The sequence below is a fragment of the Dactylosporangium sp. NPDC005572 genome, assembly GCF_040605515.1.
Taxonomy (GTDB): domain Bacteria; phylum Actinomycetota; class Actinomycetes; order Mycobacteriales; family Micromonosporaceae; genus Dactylosporangium.
On the sequence record NZ_JBEXCY010000455.1, the window covers coordinates 1 to 1,716 of the forward strand.

Annotated in this window: 2 protein-coding genes; both read right to left on the minus strand. The window is 73.0% G+C overall.

From position 1 onward, the window contains the following. Positions 1-57: 57 nt before the first annotated feature. Positions 58-1,203 (minus strand): exo-alpha-sialidase, encoded by a 1,146-nt coding sequence (locus ABZS66_RS61580; protein WP_354774252.1) that lies wholly within the window; start codon positions 1,201-1,203, stop codon positions 58-60. Next, a partial coding sequence (locus ABZS66_RS61585; protein ID WP_354774254.1) for an aldolase/citrate lyase family protein occupies positions 1,200-1,716 on the minus strand: 517 nt, incomplete at its 5' end. The genes ABZS66_RS61580 and ABZS66_RS61585, both read right to left, overlap by 4 nt.

A 1,716-nucleotide genomic window follows, 5' to 3' on the forward strand; every position in this document is an offset into this window, starting at 1 on the left:
TGCCTACAAGTCGAGCTTCCCCTCGCCGTTCACTGACCGCCGGCAATCGCGGGCGTGTCAGGAGGGGACGGTTGGCAGGTGGAGGTAGCGGATCGCCTTGCGGTGGTGGGTGAAGGCGATGTGCAGGCCGCCACCGCCGTCCGGCAGGATCGAGGGGTAGCTCAGCTCGCGGTTGCGTCCGTCGCGGGAGTTGTTGGACAGCGCGTAGCCGTCGCCGTTGGCGAGACTGTGCCGTACCGGCCAGGTCACGCCGTCGTCGTGGGACACGGCGAGGATGAGCGGGGCCCTCGGCGCGCCCCAGAAGGCGGTGCGTTCGCCGGTGTCGTCGACCGGGAGGACCTGCGGGCCGGCGCCCTCCACGATGCCGTTGTCGTCGATCTCGTCGTACAGGGAGACGCGCCGGGCGGTGGCGGTGCGGCGGCTGCTGGCGTTGAGCGCCATCACGGTGCGGCCGTCGTCGAGCTTGACCGCCTGGATCGAGGAGTTGTTGTTCGGCAGCTCGGTGGGGCGTGGCGGCTGCCAGGAGACGCCGTCCTCGCCGCAGACGCTGCGGTACACGTGGTCGGCCCAGCGGCTGCGGAAGTAGGCGACGTAGCCGCCGATGCGCGGCGTGATGTTCATGTGGACGAGGCCGGTCGACTCCGGTACCAACGTCTCCTGCCAGGAGGAAGCACAGCGGACGCTGCTGATGTCGTGGTCGCCGGTCCACGGCCGGTCGCCGACCCGTCGGCAGGTGAAGGTCGGCAGCAGCCACCGCCCCGACGGCAGGACCACCGGCGGTTGCCGGACGAAGACCCCGCCCTCGTCGGAGGAGATGAGGTCCTCGGTGGGTGTCCATTCGCGGCCGGACGTCGCGGACCGGCGCACCCGGACGACCGCTGTGTCCTGGTCGCCGGCGTGCTGTGCGGTGTGCAGCAGCCACAGCTCACCGTCCGGGGCCACGAACAGGACCGGGTTCTGCTCGGAACGGTGCGGGTCGTCGCTGAGCGGCACCGGGTCGGTGAACCGGTCGCCACCGGCGGGCAGGCGGGAGAACCAGATGCCGATGTCGGCCATGCCCTCCTGGGTACCGCCGAACCAGACGCAGCCGAGGGAGCCGTCGGGCAGCAGCGCGAGGTTGGCCGCGTGTGACTGGACGGTGTGCGTGGGCAGGAACGCCTCCGCCGCGCCGTCCGGCCGCCGCCGCAGCACGCCGTCGGTCATCGCTCGGCCCCGCTGTCGCGCAGATGATCGGCGGCGGCCCGTTCCAGGTGGGTCAGGTCGGAGGAGATGGTGGCGAAGGTGAACCCCTCGGCCAGCCGGCGAGCCGCGTCGGCGCCGGCGGCGGTGTGCATGCCGGCCGCGACTCCAGCTGCGGCGGCCGCCTCCCGGATGCGCCGTAGCGCGGCCTCGAACACGTCACGCACCGCCGGGTCGCCCGGGTAGGCGCCGCCGACGGCGAGCGTCAGGTCGGACGGACCCACGTACACGCCGGTGAGGCCGGGTGTCGCGCAGATCTTCTCCACGGTCGCCAGGCCGTCCGGGGTCTCGATCATCGCCAGGCAGGCGACGGTCGCGTCGGCGTCGGCCGGGGTGGGCCCGATCCGCAGGAGCGAGCGCATCGGGCCGTACGAGCGGATGCCGTGCAGCGGGTAGCGGGTGGCGGCGACGGCCCGGGCCGCGTCGTCGGGCGAGTTCACGAGCGGCACGATGACCCCGGCGGCGCCGGCGTCGAGG